The following is a 14448-nucleotide window of genomic DNA, read 5'->3' as shown; positions in this document are numbered from 1 at the left end:
TTGCGGCGAGCATTGTTACGGGCGCTTCTCCGGGCGGTGCTGGGAACGCACCTGCTGCAGCCGCGCCGCCGCAGCCGCCAGAATCATCTCCAGCGCCGCCGGATACCCACTGCGCCCCATCTCGGCCACCAGAACCGGCGCCGCGGCGGCGATATGCGGATGGCTGTCCGCCGGAAGCCGCGCGTACGTCCGCCGCCACGTCTCCTCCTCCGCCTTCCGCGCGCCCGGCGGAAGCACGAACACCGCCGCGTCCAGCGCCGCGAAGGCCAGCGTCTGGTCGACGAACACGTGGTAGATCCGCACCGCCTCGGGGTCGGGGAAACCCGCCCCGCGCAGAATGCCCAGGATCGTCTCCACCGACCGGGTCTCATTCGCCCGCCCCGTCACCCGCGCGCACGTCAGCATCGCCGCCTGCGGATGCGCCTGGTAGTCGGAATGCATCATCAGACCCAGCGTCCGCAGGTCCGCCCGCCACTCCCCGGTCGGCCGGAACCGGCGCAGCGTACGGCCGATGAGCTCGTCGGCGACCGCGAGCAGCAGATCATCGGTGTCCCGGAAGTACCGGTAGAGCGCGCTCGGATCCGCACCCAGCGCCGCCCCGAGCCGCCGCACGGTGAGCGCCGCTGCCCCGTGCTCGTGGATCAGGCGCAGCGCCGTCTCGACGATCAGCTCCTCGGAGAGGACGGTTCCCTGCTTGGTGGGGCGTCTGCGCCGCCGCCCCTCCTCGGGCACCACTCGCTCGCTCATGGCCGGGACCTTACGACAACGCCGTTGACGTGTGAAGGGTCCGGAGAGTTCGATGTGCCGCCATCGGGGCCGTTGTAGGCCCCTCGGTGAAGGAGCGAGCGATGTCGCCTTCGAAAACCCCGTACGCCGGCGACCCACCGGCCCGGGGCGGGCTGCCCAAGACCCTCGGCGTTGCGGACGGCTTCGCCATCGCCGCCTCCAGCACGGCGGCCACCACCAGCATCGGCATCGGACTCGGCGTCACCGCGGGCGTGGTCGGCCTGCACCTGCCGATCATCATGCTGCTGGCCTTCCTCCCCGTCCTCGGGATCGCGAGTGCGTACGCCCGGCTCAACAAGGCCGAGCCCAACATGGGCAGCGGCTACGTCTGGGTTGGCCGCTCCCTCAGCCCCTGGCTGGGCTTCCTCGTCGGCTGGATCAGCCTTGTCGCGACGGTCGTCTTCCTCGCGTACACCACCGCGGTCACCGGCTCTGCTCTCCTCCAGCTCGCGGCCGGGGCGGGGCTGCGCAGCGTCGCCGGGCTGGCCCTCGACCCCGAATCCACCGCGCAGTCCACCGCGCTCGGCATTCTGGTCCTGATCGCCGTCACCCTCACCGCCGTCACCGGCCTGCGCTCCGCCGCGAATCTGCAGAAGTACCTGCTCGTGTTCGAGTACGCGGTCCTGCTCGGCTTCTGCGGTTACGGACTCTTCGCCGGCCCGCACCCCTTCAGTCTCGACTGGCTGAACCCCTTCACCATCCCGTCCGGGCAAGCCCTCGCCCAGGGTCTGCTCCTCTCGGTCTTCTGCTACTGGGGGTTCGAGTCCTCGTTCAGCGTGAACGAAGAAGTCCGCGACCCGCAGGACGCTTCCAAGGCCGGACTGATCACGCTCTTCACCATGCTGGGCCTCTTCCTGCTCGGCTCCTTCGCTTTCCAACGTGTCCTGACCCAGGACGAGCTGGCCGGCCACGGAGCCCAGGGCCTCACCTTCTTCGGCGACCGTCTCGCCGATCAGCCGCTCGCCGCGCTCCCGCTGATCGCCCTCACCTTCTCCGCCGTCGCCTCGCTCCAGGCCGGTGTGATCCCCACCGTGCGCGGCATGTTCGCGATGAGCCGCGACCGTACGATGGGCCCGCTCTGGATGAGGATCAGCCCCCGGTACGGAACTCCGGCGGCCGGTACGGTCGCGATCGGTTGCATCGCGGCTGCCGTCGCAGTCCTCTCCCTTGTCATCCCGAAGATCGGCGACCTGATCCTGGCCTCGGTCAACGCGATCGGCATCGTCGTCTCCCTCTACTACGCCCTCACCGCGCTGGCCGCCGCCGTACGTTTCCGCTCCACGCCCCGCGTCGTGGTGCTGCCCGTACTCAGCGCGGCCGTCCTCCTCGGCCTCGGCGGCTATCTCGGCTGGAGCTTCTACACCTCCGCCGACCACTTCGAAATCAGCCCGGACAACGGCTGGTTCATGCTCCTGTGCCCGGCGATCATGCTGCTGAGCGGAGTCGTGGCGGCGGCCTGGGCGAAGTGGGTCCGCAAGTCCCCGTACTTCGTCACCGGACGCGGCACCGACCCGGAGACAGTCCCCGTGACCGTCTGACCCCTCACACCGAACTCCTACCGAAGGAACTCGCACCATGCGCCACACCACCGCCGACCTGGTCTTCACGGGCGGCCCCGTCCTCACCCTCGACGCGGCCCGCAGCCGGGCCACTACCGTCGCCGTCACCGGCGACCGGATCACCGCCGTGGGCCACGACGAGGTGCGCGACCTCATAGGCCCGAAGACCGAGGTCGTCGACCTCGCCGGGCGGCTGCTGGTCCCCGGCTTCCAGGACGCCCACGTCCACCCCGTATCGGCCGGCCTGGAACTGGCGCAGTGCGACCTGACGGCCGTCCGTACGGCAGCGGAAACCGTCGCAGCCGTACGGGCGTACGCCGAAACCCACCCCGAGCGGGAGTGGATCACCGGCGGCGGCTGGTCCATGGAGGCGTTCGACGGCGGCAGCCCCACCAAGGACCTGCTCGACGCCGTCGTCCCCGACCGCCCCGTCTACCTGCCCAACCGCGACCATCACGGCGCCTGGGCGAACAGCCGTGCCCTGCACCTCGCGGGCATCGACCGCACCACCCCGGACCCCGCCGACGGGCGCATCGAGCGGGACGCTTCCGGCGAGCCCACCGGGCTCCTCCAGGAGGGCGCCATGAACCTGGTCGCCCGCCTCACCCCGCCGTCCACGCCCGCCGACCGCCTCGCCGCCCTGCTGCGCGCCCAGCGCCTGCTCCACTCGTACGGCATCACCGCCTGGCAGGACGCCATCGTCGGCACCTTCGGCTCGATGGCCGACCCGGCCGACGCCTACCTCGCCGCGGCCCGCGACGGCTCACTCACCGCCCGCGTCGCGGGCGCCCTGTGGTGGGACCGTGAACGCGGTGCCGAGCAGATCCCCGAACTGGCCGCGCGCCGCGCCGAACTGAGCCACGGCCGGTTCCGCGCCGGATCGGTCAAGCTCATGGTCGACGGGGTCGCCGAGACAGGCACCGCCGCCCTCATCGACCCCTACCTGGACAGCTGCGGCTGCGCCACCGCCAACCGCGGCACCCGCTTCATCGACCCCGCCGACCTGCGCGCGTACGTCACCGAGCTGGACGCCCTCGGCTTCCAGGCCCACTTCCACGCCCTCGGCGACCGCGCCGTACGCGACGCCCTGGACGCCGTCGAAGCCGCCCGCACCGCCAATGGCACGCGCGACACCCGCCCGCACCTCGCCCACCTCCAGATCGTCCACCCCGACGACATCGGCCGCTTCCGGCAACTCGGCGCCACCGCCAACATCCAGCCACTGTGGGCTTCGCACGAGCCGCAGATGGACGAGCTGACCATCCCCTTCCTCGGGGAGGAACGAGCCGGGTGGCAGTACCCGTTCGGAGCGCTGCTGCGCGCCGGCGCCACCCTCGCCGCGGGCAGCGACTGGCCGGTCAGCAGCCCCGACCCGCTGCACGGCATCCACACCGCCGTGAACCGGATCGAGCCGGAAGGCAAGGGCCCCGTCTTCTTCCCGGAGGAGCGCATCGGCCTGACGGACGCCATCGCCGCGTACACGGCGGGCTCCGCGTATGTGAACCACCTCGACGACACCGGGAGCGTGCGCGCCGGGGCCCTCGCGGACCTGGTGGTGCTCGACCGCGACCTGTACGCCGCCCCGCCCGAGGAGATCGCCGCGACCCGCGTCGCCCGGACGTACGTGGGTGGCCAGAAGGTCTACGACGCCGGTCTGTAGACGGGTACGGTGCGCAGGCGGGGCTCGTATCGGCGCGTACGGAAGGAAGTTCGCATATGTCACAGCAGGTCCAAGGGGTCGTCTCCCCGGGCAGGAACCGGCCCGTGCGGGTCGAGACCATCCTCGTCCCCGACCCCGGCCCGGGCGAGGCCGTCGTAAAGATCCAGGCCTGCGGGGTGTGCCACACCGACCTGCACTACAAACAGGGCGGCATCAACGACGACTTCCCCTTCCTCCTCGGCCACGAGGCGGCCGGCATCGTCGAGTCGGTCGGCGAGGGCGTCACCGATGTCGCCCCGGGAGACTTCGTCATCCTCAACTGGCGTGCCGTGTGCGGCCAGTGCCGGGCCTGCCTGCGCGGCCGCCCCCAGTACTGCTTCGACACGCACAACGCCGAACAGAAGATGACCCTGCTCGACGGCACCGAGCTGTCCCCGGCGCTCGGCATCGGAGCGTTCGCCGAGAAGACCCTGGTCGCGGCCGGCCAGTGCACCAAGGTCGACCCGGCCGTGTCGCCCGCCGTCGCGGGTCTTCTCGGCTGCGGCGTCATGGCGGGCATCGGAGCCGCCATCAACACCGGCCAGGTCGGCCGCGGCGACTCGGTCGCCGTCATCGGCTGCGGCGGCGTCGGCGACGCGGCGATCGTCGGCTCCCGGCTCGCCGGGGCGGGCAGGATCATCGCCGTCGACATCGACGACCGCAAGCTGGAGACCGCCCGCACCATGGGCGCCACCCACACCGTCAACTCCCGCTCACGGACCCCGTTGAAGCCATTCGCGAGCTGACCGGCGGATTCGGCGCGGACGTCGTGATCGAGGCGGTGGGCCGGCCCGAGACGTACAAGCAGGCCTTCTACGCCCGCGATCTCGCCGGCACCGTCGTCCTCGTCGGCGTGCCCACCCCCGACATGCGGATCGATCTCCCGCTCATCGACGTCTTCGGCCGCGGCGGCTCGCTCAAGTCCTCCTGGTACGGCGACTGTCTGCCGTCCCGCGATTTCCCGATGCTCATCGACCTGCACCAGCAGGGCCGTATCGACCTCGGCGCCTTCGTCACCGAGACCATCGCGCTCGGCGACGTGGAGAAGGCCTTCGAGCGGATGCACGAGGGCGACGTCCTGCGTTCCGTGGTGGTCTTCTGATGGCCGCCCGCATCGACCACCTCGTCACGTCCGGCACCTTCTCGCTCGACGGCGGCACCTGGGACGTCGACAACAACGTCTGGATCGTCGGCGACGACAACGAGGCGATCGTCATCGACGCCGCCCACGACGCGCAGGCCATCGCTGCCGCACTCGGCGGCCGTACGCTCCGCGCCGTCGTCTGCACACACGCGCACAACGACCACATCGACGCGGCCCCGGCCCTCGCCGCCGCCACCGGCGCCCCGGTCCTGCTCCACCAGGACGATCTCCCGCTCTGGAAGCAGACCCACCCGGACCGCGCCCCCGACGGCGAGCTCACGGACGGCCAGACCCTCACGGTCGGCGGCACCACGCTCACGGTCCTGCACACACCCGGCCACGCACCCGGCGCCGTCTGTCTCTACGCTCCCGAGCTGTCCACGGTCTTCACCGGCGACACGCTCTTCCGGGGCGGCCCGGGCGCCACCGGGCGTTCCTTCTCGGACTTCCCGACGATCGTCGACTCGATCCGCGACCGGCTGCTGACCCTGCCGCCGGACACGGAGGTCCGTACGGGCCACGGCGACGGCACCACCATCGGCGCGGAGGCCCCGCACGTACAGGAATGGATCACCAGGGGGCACTGACCAGGGGCGCGGGTCGGGCGCTGAAAACAGAAAACCTCCCAGTTGAACTGGGAGGTTTTCGCTGGTGTCCGAGGGGGGACTTGAACCCCCACGCCCGATAAAGGGCACTAGCACCTCAAGCTAGCGCGTCTGCCATTCCGCCACCCGGACAAGGTGTCTGTCTCGCGGCCCTGGGCCGTTCCGACGTGGAAAACCATAGCAAACATTCAGACCCCCTGATCACACCACCTGACCGGGTAGCGGGAGGATGAGGGGGACCACCAGCACCGCCAGTGTGAGGAAGCAGCGTGAGCGAGTCGAAGAGGGCCGACAGGCCCGACAGGGCCGAGGGGGCCAAGCCGGTCTCGGGCCAGGACGAGGTCGTCGACCTGTGCCGTGACCTGATCCGGATCGACACCAGTAACTACGGGGACCACTCGGGGCCGGGGGAGCGGGCCGCCGCCGAGTACGTCGCGGAGAAGCTCGCCGAGGTGGGGCTGGAGCCGCAGATCTTCGAATCCCACCCGGGACGGGCGTCGACCGTGGCCAGGATCGAGGGCGAGGACCCGTCCAAGCCCGCGCTGCTCATCCACGGTCACACCGACGTCGTACCGGCCAACGCCGACGACTGGACACACCACCCCTTCGCGGGAGAGATCGCCGACGGCTGTGTGTGGGGCCGGGGCGCGGTCGACATGAAGGACATGGACGCGATGACCCTCGCGGTCGTACGCGACCGGATGCGCAGCGGGCGCAAGCCGCCGCGCGACATCGTGCTGGCGTTCCTCGCCGACGAGGAGGCGGGCGGTACGTACGGGGCGCGGCATCTCGTCGACAAGCACCCGGATCTCTTCGACGGCGTCACGGAGGCGATCGGCGAGGTCGGCGGCTTCTCCTTCACCGTCAACGAGAACCTGCGGCTGTATCTCGTCGAGACGGCGCAGAAGGGCATGCACTGGATGCGCCTCACCGTGGACGGCACGGCCGGCCACGGCTCGATGACCAACAACGACAACGCGATCACCGAGCTGTGCGAGGCCGTCGGGCGGCTCGGGCGGCACAAGTGGCCGGTCAGGGTCACCAAGACCGTGCGCTCGTTCCTGGACGAGCTCTCGGACGCGCTGGGCACCCCGCTCGACCCCGAGGACATGGACGCGACGCTCGCCAAGCTCGGCGGCATCGCGAAGATGGTCGGCGCGACGCTCCGCAACTCCGCCGCCCCCACCATGCTCGGCGCCGGCTACAAGGTGAACGTGATCCCGGGCCAGGCGACCGCGCATGTCGACGGGCGCTTCCTGCCGGGGTACGAGGACGAGTTCCTTGCCGATCTCGACCGCATCCTCGGCCCGCGCGTGCGGCGCGAGGACGTGCACGGCGACAAGGCGCTGGAGACCAGCTTCGACGGGGATCTCGTCGACGCGATGCAGGTGGCGCTCAAGGCCGAGGACCCCATCGCGCGCGCCGTCCCGTACATGCTCTCCGGCGGTACGGACGCGAAGTCCTTCGACGACCTGGGGATCCGCTGCTTCGGCTTCGCACCGCTGAAGCTGCCGCCCGAGCTGGACTTCGCGGGCATGTTCCACGGAGTCGACGAGCGCGTGCCGGTCGACGGGCTGAAATTCGGCGTGCGCGTGCTCGACCGCTTTCTGGACAACTGCTGACTGGACAACTACCGGGCCGATACTCCAACTATTCGGCTGCACGTGCTACTTGACTGAAAAGAGTGAATGCGACCATAGGGTCGTAGCTTCATTACTTTCCCTTCGTTACAGGGTGTGCGGTCCGCGGCTGGGATCGCATTTGCCAACAAGGAGGAAAAGTAATGATCAAGAAGGTCGTCGCTGCTGCGGCTGCCACTGGTGGTCTGGTTCTCGCCGGCGCGGGAATGGCCGTCGCCGACGCGGGTGCCCAGGGTGCTGCTGTCAAGTCCCCCGGCGTGCTCTCGGGCAACGTCGTTCAGGCCCCGATCCACGTGCCGGTGAACGCGTGCGGAAACACGATCTCCGTGATCGGTCTCCTGAACCCCGCCTTCGGCAACACCTGCACCAACGCGTGACGTTGCGCTTCAACCCGTAAGGGTCTGAAGCCCCGGGCGGCCCCGGAGTGCGCGCCATGCACTCCGGGGCCGCTGGGCATTCCGCCCGCGGGCACGGACGTCCGCGGGCCTCGTTCGACGGCAGAAGTCAGGGGTACGAAGCTATGCGACAGGTCACCAGAAAAGGCCTGATCACCGTGGCGGCCGCCAGTGGCGTGCTGGCCATGAGCGGCGGCTACGCGCACGCCGGCTCAGGAGCCGACGGATCCACGTCGGACTCGCCGGGCGTGCTGTCGGGAAACACCGTGCAGGCGCCGGTGAATGTCCCGGTCAACGCGTGCGGGAACACCGTGAACGTCATCGGCGTACTGAATCCCGCAATGGGCAACAACTGCGTCAATGAATCCGGCAAAGCGAGCGGATCCAAGCCCGGCAGTGGCAAGAACAATGGCGGCGGAGCGTCCGCCGACGGACGGGCGAGCGATTCGCCCGGCGTCGGCTCGGGCAACACCGTCCAGGTGCCGGTCGACGTACCCGTGAACGCCTGCGGGAACACCGTCACCGTCGGCGGCCTCGGCAACAGCGCCGAGGGCAACACCTGCGGCAACAACTCCGGCGACACGACTCCGCCGGGATCCGGCGACGGGAAGCCGCCGACCGAGCCGGAGGAGCCGGGCAAGCCCGGAGAGCCCTCTGAGCCGGGGAAGCCCGGGGAGCCGGGCAACCCGGGCTCGCCGGTCGATCCGGAGAACCCCGGGGGGATCACCGGGCCGGACGATCCGTCGAAGCCGGGTACGCCGAACAACCCGGACACCCAGACGGTCACCCAGCCCAAGGGCACCGAGCTGCTGGCAGAGACCGGCGCGGGCCCGCTCGACCTGCTGATTCCGGCAGGCGCGGGGCTGCTGCTCGGCGGAGCGGTGCTCTACCACCGGGCCCGTCGCTCGGCGGCGTAACGGAAAAAGCACGCCGGTACAGCCCGGCATGAGACGGAGCGGGCCCCGCAGTGCGGGGCCCGCTCCGTCTTCACCAGGTGGCCCGCACCTGGCGGATGATCCGCCTGCGCAGCCGCACGCGGCGGCTGCCGTCGCGGTGCAGACTCAGTCGGTCCAACTCCCAGTGTCCGTACTCGGCATGGTCGGTCAGCAGACGGGTGGCGTCCTTGCGGGAGACCCCGCGCGGTACGTACACGTCGACAAATTCGTATTCCGGCATCGCATCTATTGTGCGGGCAGAGCCCCAGTACGGATAGCGTCTGCACTATGTCTGATGCTGCGCAGCCCACCGCTGCCGAGGTACGCGCCGCCGCCGAGGCGGTCAAAGTCGCGCTCGACCGTCACCTCGACGCGGTCGAACGTCGCACCGGGGACGACGATCCGGCCGTTTATGACGCGTTCAACGAGCTCGCCGCGGCCGCCGAGGCGTACGACGAGCGGCTCTACGACCGCTACGACGAGGTCACACCCTTCGAGATCCCCGGATCCGAGGAATCCCTGCCGCCGTACACGGGCCCCGAGGAGCCGAATGCGGTGAGTGTCCTGATCCGTCGCGATTACGCGGTGGTGGAGACGAAGCGCCTGCTCGCGCAGGCGCAGCGGATCGCCGACGCGGACCCTGACGTCGCCCTCGATGCCGCCCAGCGGGCCGGAACGGCGGCGATCGTCGGCGGCAGCGTCCATGCGGCCCTGGGTGTGCTCTTCGGCGAGTACGAACCGGATGAAATCGCATCCCGCCACAAGGAGTTCGGCCTTGCGGAGGGCGACTCCACCTTGTGGGTCGCAGCCGCGGAGGACCTGCCCGAGCCGGGGGAGTGGCTGTACGCCCCGTTCGAGCAGGCCGACCCGCAGCAGGTGGTGTGCCGCTTCGACGTCAGCTCGGTCTTCGACGACGAACTCGACGAGGTCGAAGGTCCCGAGCAGGACTGACCTGCTACGAGGCGGGCTGATCCGGCTCCGACGGGTCGGGACGCGCGGCGGGGGGCTGGAGGAGCGTGCGCAGGCGCGTCGTGCGGGGCCGGTCCGGGATCTGGGCAACTGCGTGCGGCAGCGCCTGGTCCACGCCGTGGACCACGGACAGGTGCCGCTCGGCCCGGCTGAACGCGGTGTAGACCCAGGGGCGGCTCAGCGCCGGTGCGGCGTCGCCCGGCAGTACGACCACCACGGCGGGCCACCGCATCCCGGCCGCCTGGTGCGCGGTGAGCGCCCAGGCGTGCCGGACCGCGGTCTCCACCCGGTCCTTGGGCACGACCACGGGTGTGCCCTCGCAGTCCAGGTGCAGGCCCTCGGCGTCCGCCGACACCACCGCACCCGGCAGTGTCCGGCCTGGCGCCGGTACGTACGCGATCCGGTCTCCCGGGTCGAAGCCGCCGAACCGGCCGGGGCCGGGGTTCAGCCGCTGCTTGAGCGCGGCGTTCAGCGCGCGGGTGCCCGCCGAGCCGCCGTGCCCGGGGGTGATCACCTGGGTCTGCCCGGCGGACAGCCCGAAGGCGCGCGGCACGGAATCGGCGACCAGCTGCACGGTGCGGTGCACCGCCTCTCCGGCGTCACGGACCGGGACGATCACCACCTCCTTGCCGGGTGCTTCGACCTGGTTCAGCTCGCCGATGCCGATACCGGAGACCAGCTCGCCGACGGGGCCGGGGTCGGGCGTACGCGAGACGATCTGCGGGCACGCGCGGGCGGCCAGCAGATCCCCGAACACCCGGCCCGCGCCTGCGGACGGGAGCACGCCGGGGTCGCCGCTGAGGACGAGTCTGGTGCCGTCGGGGAGCGACTCCACCAGGATCGCCGCGGTCTCCACGTCCAGCTGCGGAGCGTCCAGTACGACCAGGAGGTCGAGGGCGAGCGTGCCCTCCTCGTCCCGGCCGGGGCCTTCGGTTCCGGCGAGCAGGCCGGCGACGGTGACCGAGGCCGAGGCTTCCTCGACCGCCTCCGCGAGGCGCCTGCGGCCGTCCGTGCTGTGCGACGCGGCGTACGCCCGCAGGCCGAGCCCGCGTGCCACGTCGACCAGTGCGGCCGGTTCGGCGCGGGCCGCCTCGCCGCCGCTGTGTGCGACCAGGCCGTTCGCGGCGACGGCGCGGATCACTTCGGCGGCGGAGGGCGACGGGGCGGTGGTCGTGTCCCAGGCCGCCGCGTCGTCGAAGGTGCTGGCCAGCCGGGCGAGTCCGTCGGCCAGGCTCTCCTCGGCGAGGGCGTACCGTTCGAGCCCGAGCAGCGCCTCGGCTTCCGCATCGCCGGCCGCTTCCTCGCCCTCCTGCTGGGATTCCTGGGTAGCGTCAGCGACGGCGTCCTGGAAGACCAGCACCACGCCGTCGGCGATCGCGTTCTGAACGGCCTCGTCCGGGTCGGGCACCTTGTACTCGGCCAGCGCCTTGCGGACCGCGGCCGCCTCCAGCGCGGTGTGGCCCTGGAGCGCGGCCCGCTCCAGCAGCCACCCGACGAGCGCCGCCGTCCGGCGCTCGTCGCCGGGCCCGCACTCCGCGCCGAGCAGCGCCCGCGCGAATCCGTCGGCCTGCTCGGGCCGTACGCCCGGTACGGACAGCAGCTGCCAGGGGTCGTCGCGCAGCACCTGCCCGGCCTGCTCGCCGAGTACGCCGGCAACCGGACCGGCGAGTGCCTCCGGCGCCCCGCCCTCGGCCAGCACGGCCGCCACGGCTCGGGTCGCGTCCGCCGAAGTGGGCGCCGGGGCCGCGGTCTGTGGCGCCTGTACGGGCGCGGCCGGAGCGGCCGCGACGCGGCGCGGGGTCGCGAAGACGGCTCCTGCGGGCTTCTGGCCGCTCTCGACGGCGCGTACGGCGGCAAGTAGGTCGGCGGCCTGCCCGCTCAGCTTGGCCCCGGCCTCGACGGGAGCCGCCCGCTCGGCCTTGCGCTGCTCAATACGCTCACGCAACGCCCGCTGCGCGGCCAGTTCGGCCTCGGCCTCCGACAACTGCGGCACGGCCGCCGCACCTTCGCCCTCAGCGGCGCCCGTCTTGGCGACGGATTCTGCGTCGGCCTCGCTGTCCGGCGCACCGCTCCCCTGGGCAGGGGCATCCTCGGACTCGCGCGAAGGCAGATGTTCATCCCGACCCTGCCCGGCGCCGCCGTGTTCCTCGGCCGTAGCGGCCAATTCGCCGGCGGCAGTGGGGTCGTGCCGAGCGTTGGTCGCGGCCGGGCCGGCGTCGCTGTGCTCGTCGGCCGTGGCGGCCGGTTCGTCCGCCCCGGCCGACCCGTCGCCCGCGCCCTGCGCGGCCGGGTCGGCGTCAGCTGCGTCCGTTCCGGCACCGGGTGTCTCGGTGGCCGGGGCAGGGGCCTGTGCGTCCTCCCCGGCCGTCCCCGCCGACCGTGCGGGCGGCTCCGCGTCGGCCTCGGCCGTGGTCGGCTCCGGGGCCGTGTCGGGGGCCTCGGTTGCCGCGGTGGTGTCGCGGGCTTCGGCCGGGGATCCGGGGGTTTCCCCCCGGGGAAGCGCAGTCACAGCGTGCTCCAGTCCTGGTCGGGATAGCGGTGCACGGGCGCCGACACGTCGTCGAGCGCCTGGCAGATCTCGTCTGGAAGACTAAGCGCCTCCACTGACAATGCCTCCGTGAGCTGCTGAGCGTTGCGCGCGCCGACGATCGGGGCGACCACGCCGGGCCGGTCGCGGATCCACGCCAGCGCCACCTGGAGCGTGCTCGTCGCCAGCCCGTCCGCGGCCGTCGCGACCGCGTCCACGATGCGGCTCGCGGCGTCGTCGAGGTACGGGGCGACAAAGGCGGACAGGTCATCCGATGCGCCCCGCGAGTCGGCCGGGGTGGTGTTCCGGTACTTGCCGGTGAGTACGCCACGGCCCAGCGGCGACGACGGCAGCAGCCCGACCCCCAGGTCGAGCGCGGCCGGCAACACCTCCCGTTCCACGCCGCGCTGGAGCAGCGAGTACTCCATCTGCGTACTGGCGAGCCGGGTCCGTACGCCGGGCGCCGCAAGCTGCCAGGTGGCGGCCTTGGCCAGCTGCCAGCCACAGAAGTTGGACACCCCGGCGTACCGCGCCCGGCCGCTGCTGACCGCGATGTCGAGCGCCTGCAGCGTCTCGTCGAGCGGTGTCGCGGGGTCGAAGGCGTGGACCTGCCACAGGTCGACGTAATCCGTGCCGAGGCGTTCCAACGAGGCGTCGAGCGCGGCCAGAAGGTGGCCGCGGGAGGCGTCGAAACGCCGGTCGGGATCGGGCACGCTGCCCGCCTTGGTCGCGATGACCAGCTCACGCCGCGGTACGAGCCGTTCCACGAGCTGCCCGAGGACGTACTCCGCGTCCCCGTCGCCGTACACATCCGCCGTGTCGACGAGCGTGCCGCCCGCTTCCCAGAACACCTTCATCAGATCGGCGGCGTCGTGCTCATCGGTGTCCCGGCCCCACGTGAGGGTGCCGAGCCCGATCCGGGATACGCGCAGCCCCGTGCGCCCGAGATGCCTCTGCTCCATGGGCGCTGAGATTACTGGCCAAGGGCCGGCGGGCAGGAGCCCCCTGTGGACAACTGGCCCTGACTGGCCCTGACGGATCGCACTCCTGCGCGCTAGAGTCCCCCGCACAGGGACGTTACTGATCAGTAAGGGGAGTGGCTATGCGGCTCGGCATCAACCTCGGTTACTGGGGCGCCGGGATGGACGGCGACAATCTCGCCGTCGCCCAGGAGGCCGACCGGCTCGGCTACGACGTCTGCTGGGCCGCCGAGGCGTACGGCTCGGACGCCGCCACCGTGCTTTCCTGGGTCGCCGCCCAGACCGAGCGCATCGACGTAGGCTCCGCGATCTTCCAGATCCCGGCCCGTACGCCCGCGATGACCGCGATGACCGCCGCCACCCTCGACTCCCTCTCCGGCGGCCGCTTCCGTCTGGGCCTCGGCGTCTCCGGACCGCAGGTCTCCGAGGGCTGGTACGGCGTGAAGTTCGACAAGCCGCTGGCCCGCACCCGCGAGTACGTCGAGATCGTCCGCAAGGCGATGACCCGCGAGCGCCTGTCGTACGAGGGGCAGCACTGGACGCTGCCGCTGCCCGACGGCCCCGGCAAGCCGCTCAAGCTCACGGTCCACCCGCAGCGCGAGCACATTCCGCTCTACATCGCCGCGATCGGTCCCAAGAACCTGGAGCAGACCGGCGAGATCGCCGACGGCGCGCTGCTGATCTTCCCGTCCGCCGAGCACATCGAAGACACGGCGATCCAGCACATCCGCGCGGGCCGCGAGAAGGCCGGCAACAGCATGGACGGCTTCGACGTGTGCCCGACGCTGCCGCTCGCGGTGGGCGACGACGTGAACGCCCTGGCCGACATGTTCCGCCCGTACACCGCGCTGTACGTCGGCGGCATGGGCAGCCGTAAGCAGAACTTCTACAACCAGCTTGCCCAGCGCATGGGTTACGAGAAGGAAGCCGCCGAGATCCAGGACAAGTACCTGTCCGGCGACAAGCAGGGCGCGGCCGCCGCGATCCCGCACCGGCTGATCGACCAGACCACCCTGCTGGGCTCCGTGGAGCGGATCGCCGAGCGGATGCAGGCGTACGCCGCTGCCGGGGTGACGACGCTGACGCTGGCCCCCGCGGGCTTCGCGCTCGACGAGCGGATCACGGCCCTGCGCGCCGGCACCGAGGCTCTGGAGCGCGCGGGTCTCGCGTGAGCACGGTCTCGCGTAACCCTGCGGGGGAGACCGCTGA

Annotated in this window: 12 protein-coding genes, 1 tRNA gene and 1 pseudogene; 9 read left to right on the top strand and 5 right to left on the bottom strand. The window is 71.4% G+C overall.

All coding sequences use genetic code 11. The features are described from left to right. Window positions 1–15 precede the first annotated feature (15 nt). Entirely contained in the window at window positions 16–747 is a 732-nt protein-coding gene (locus J7I98_RS32235) for a TetR/AcrR family transcriptional regulator (RefSeq protein ID WP_214928599.1), read from the bottom strand. Window positions 748–848: 101 nt separating this feature from the next. Between J7I98_RS32235 and J7I98_RS32230 the strand changes: the two genes are divergently transcribed. The 4 genes and pseudogenes from J7I98_RS32230 (at window position 849) to J7I98_RS32215 (ending at window position 5775) form a co-directional block, all read left to right on the top strand. Next, entirely contained in the window at window positions 849–2324 is a 1476-nt protein-coding gene (locus tag J7I98_RS32230; RefSeq protein ID WP_214928598.1) for an APC family permease, read from the top strand. 37 nt (window positions 2325–2361) lie between these two features. After that, on the top strand, window positions 2362–4005 hold the full coding sequence (locus J7I98_RS32225; protein WP_214928597.1) for an amidohydrolase: 1644 nt from the start codon (window positions 2362–2364) through the stop codon (window positions 4003–4005). 56 nt (window positions 4006–4061) lie between these two features. Then, window positions 4062–5146 (top strand): annotated as a pseudogene (locus tag J7I98_RS32220) (S-(hydroxymethyl)mycothiol dehydrogenase). Continuing rightward, a complete protein-coding gene (locus J7I98_RS32215; protein ID WP_214928596.1) occupies window positions 5146–5775 on the top strand; it encodes an MBL fold metallo-hydrolase in 630 nt (209 codons plus the stop codon). Before J7I98_RS32220 ends, J7I98_RS32215 begins: the two are co-directional and overlap by 1 nt. Before the next feature lie 62 nt (window positions 5776–5837). Here the strand turns inward: J7I98_RS32215 and J7I98_RS32210 are convergent. Further along, window positions 5838–5925: transfer RNA gene (locus tag J7I98_RS32210), tRNA-Leu, on the bottom strand. Window positions 5926–6062: 137 nt separating this feature from the next. Between J7I98_RS32210 and J7I98_RS32205 the strand changes: the two genes are divergently transcribed. From J7I98_RS32205 to J7I98_RS32195, 3 genes are all read left to right on the top strand, one after another. Continuing rightward, complete coding sequence (locus J7I98_RS32205; protein WP_214928595.1) at window positions 6063–7415, top strand: M20/M25/M40 family metallo-hydrolase; 1353 nt, start codon at window positions 6063–6065, stop codon at window positions 7413–7415. 161 nt (window positions 7416–7576) lie between these two features. Next, window positions 7577–7810, top strand: a complete 234-nt coding sequence (gene chpH, locus J7I98_RS32200; RefSeq protein WP_214928594.1) for a chaplin ChpH — start codon at window positions 7577–7579, stop codon at window positions 7808–7810. A gap of 143 nt (window positions 7811–7953) precedes the next feature. Beyond that, the gene (locus tag J7I98_RS32195; RefSeq protein ID WP_214928593.1) at window positions 7954–8745 is read left to right on the top strand and encodes a chaplin; all 792 of its coding nucleotides are present in this window, start codon (window positions 7954–7956) and stop codon (window positions 8743–8745) included. A gap of 70 nt (window positions 8746–8815) precedes the next feature. Here the strand turns inward: J7I98_RS32195 and J7I98_RS32190 are convergent, their stop codons facing one another. Next, window positions 8816–9004, bottom strand: a complete 189-nt coding sequence (locus J7I98_RS32190; protein WP_030907692.1) for a DUF5703 family protein — start codon at window positions 9002–9004, stop codon at window positions 8816–8818. A gap of 47 nt (window positions 9005–9051) precedes the next feature. Between J7I98_RS32190 and J7I98_RS32185 the strand changes: the two genes are divergently transcribed. Then, window positions 9052–9714 carry a hypothetical protein gene (locus J7I98_RS32185; RefSeq protein ID WP_214928592.1) on the top strand — a complete coding sequence of 221 codons (663 nt, stop codon included), beginning with the start codon at window positions 9052–9054 and terminating at the stop codon, window positions 9712–9714. 4 nt (window positions 9715–9718) lie between these two features. Here J7I98_RS32185 and J7I98_RS32180 read toward each other — a convergent pair whose 3' ends face one another. Further along, entirely contained in the window at window positions 9719–12241 is a 2523-nt protein-coding gene (locus J7I98_RS32180) for an ATP-binding domain-containing protein (RefSeq protein WP_214928591.1), read from the bottom strand. Next, on the bottom strand, window positions 12238–13221 hold the full coding sequence (locus J7I98_RS32175) for an aldo/keto reductase (RefSeq protein ID WP_214928590.1): 984 nt from the start codon (window positions 13219–13221) through the stop codon (window positions 12238–12240). Before J7I98_RS32175 ends, J7I98_RS32180 begins: the two co-directional genes overlap by 4 nt. A 140-nt stretch (window positions 13222–13361) precedes the next feature. Between J7I98_RS32175 and J7I98_RS32170 the strand changes: the two genes are divergently transcribed. Beyond that, window positions 13362–14411 carry an LLM class F420-dependent oxidoreductase gene (locus J7I98_RS32170; protein WP_214928589.1) on the top strand — a complete coding sequence of 350 codons (1050 nt, stop codon included), beginning with the start codon at window positions 13362–13364 and terminating at the stop codon, window positions 14409–14411. Window positions 14412–14448 lie beyond the last annotated feature (37 nt).

This window comes from Streptomyces sp. ISL-98 (genome assembly GCF_018614055.1).
Classification (GTDB): Bacteria; Actinomycetota; Actinomycetes; order Streptomycetales; family Streptomycetaceae; genus Streptomyces; species Streptomyces spiramyceticus.
Note: the sequence above shows the minus strand (reverse complement) of the source record. Positions and strands in the feature narration are given on the sequence as shown.

What these genes read in the sequence shown, in the direction of transcription:
- J7I98_RS32185 (WP_214928592.1), top strand. Translation starts at nt 9,052, where the DNA reads ATGTCTGATGCTGCGCAGCCCACCGCTGCCGAGGTACGCGCCGCCGCC.
- J7I98_RS32175 (WP_214928590.1), bottom strand. Translation starts at nt 13,221, where the DNA reads ATGGAGCAGAGGCATCTCGGGCGCACGGGGCTGCGCGTATCCCGGATC.
- J7I98_RS32235 (WP_214928599.1), bottom strand. Translation starts at nt 747, where the DNA reads ATGAGCGAGCGAGTGGTGCCCGAGGAGGGGCGGCGGCGCAGACGCCCC.
- J7I98_RS32215 (WP_214928596.1), top strand. Translation starts at nt 5,146, where the DNA reads ATGGCCGCCCGCATCGACCACCTCGTCACGTCCGGCACCTTCTCGCTC.
- J7I98_RS32190 (WP_030907692.1), bottom strand. Translation starts at nt 9,004, where the DNA reads ATGCCGGAATACGAATTTGTCGACGTGTACGTACCGCGCGGGGTCTCC.
- J7I98_RS32170 (WP_214928589.1), top strand. Translation starts at nt 13,362, where the DNA reads ATGCGGCTCGGCATCAACCTCGGTTACTGGGGCGCCGGGATGGACGGC.
- chpH (WP_214928594.1), top strand. Translation starts at nt 7,577, where the DNA reads ATGATCAAGAAGGTCGTCGCTGCTGCGGCTGCCACTGGTGGTCTGGTT.
- J7I98_RS32195 (WP_214928593.1), top strand. Translation starts at nt 7,954, where the DNA reads ATGCGACAGGTCACCAGAAAAGGCCTGATCACCGTGGCGGCCGCCAGT.
- J7I98_RS32230 (WP_214928598.1), top strand. Translation starts at nt 849, where the DNA reads ATGTCGCCTTCGAAAACCCCGTACGCCGGCGACCCACCGGCCCGGGGC.
- J7I98_RS32225 (WP_214928597.1), top strand. Translation starts at nt 2,362, where the DNA reads ATGCGCCACACCACCGCCGACCTGGTCTTCACGGGCGGCCCCGTCCTC.